Source organism: Synechococcus sp. H55.10 (genome assembly GCF_047502715.1).
In the GTDB taxonomy this organism is placed as follows: Bacteria; Cyanobacteriota; Cyanobacteriia; order Thermostichales; family Thermostichaceae; genus Thermostichus.
On the sequence record NZ_JANSJJ010000305.1, the window covers coordinates 1 to 500 of the forward strand.

1 protein-coding gene is annotated in these 500 nt (G+C 57.8%); it reads right to left on the reverse strand.

All coding sequences use genetic code 11. The annotated features are described in order from the left end of the window. Nucleotides 1–362, reverse strand: a 362-nt coding sequence (locus NW858_RS13530) for a circadian clock KaiB family protein (protein WP_414520697.1), incomplete at its 3' end; no start/stop codon positions are given. Nucleotides 363–500: the final 138 nt, after the last annotated feature.

Consider the following 500-nt stretch of genomic DNA (forward strand, 5'->3'; position numbering starts at 1 on the left):
GTGGTTGGGGGAGGAGCAGGATCTTGACCCGCCTCTTCCTGGTGGGAAACCAAAGCCGCCTGACCCTGCCAGAGGGGCCACCACACTTCCAACTCCGTCGCCAGATCTTCGCCTGCCAAGACCTGAGCCGGCAGAGGCTCCGCTTTCACCAAGGCTGGCGTCACCACTAACTTGTAGTGCTCTGCTAGGTAGGGGTGCTCCTCCAGCGGTACCACCTTCAGATGGGCAGGATACTGGCCGGGCAGCCCCTGGATGTGCCGACGCAATTGCTCCGCCAGTTCCTCGATATTGGCTCGACCCTGAGCAAACAACAGTAAGCGAATGCCAGAGCGGGTGGAGGTGCGATCTAGCGAAGTTTGCATAGGCCAAAGTCCCAAGGGCCAAAGATGAAGTCTGCAGCAGAGGTTGCCGCCGACAAAACCGGGATCCCTCGCTGCCTGTTCTTTACCTTCCTAACACTTGGGAAAAGTTTAGGAGGGAACATCAAAGGTAGTAAACTC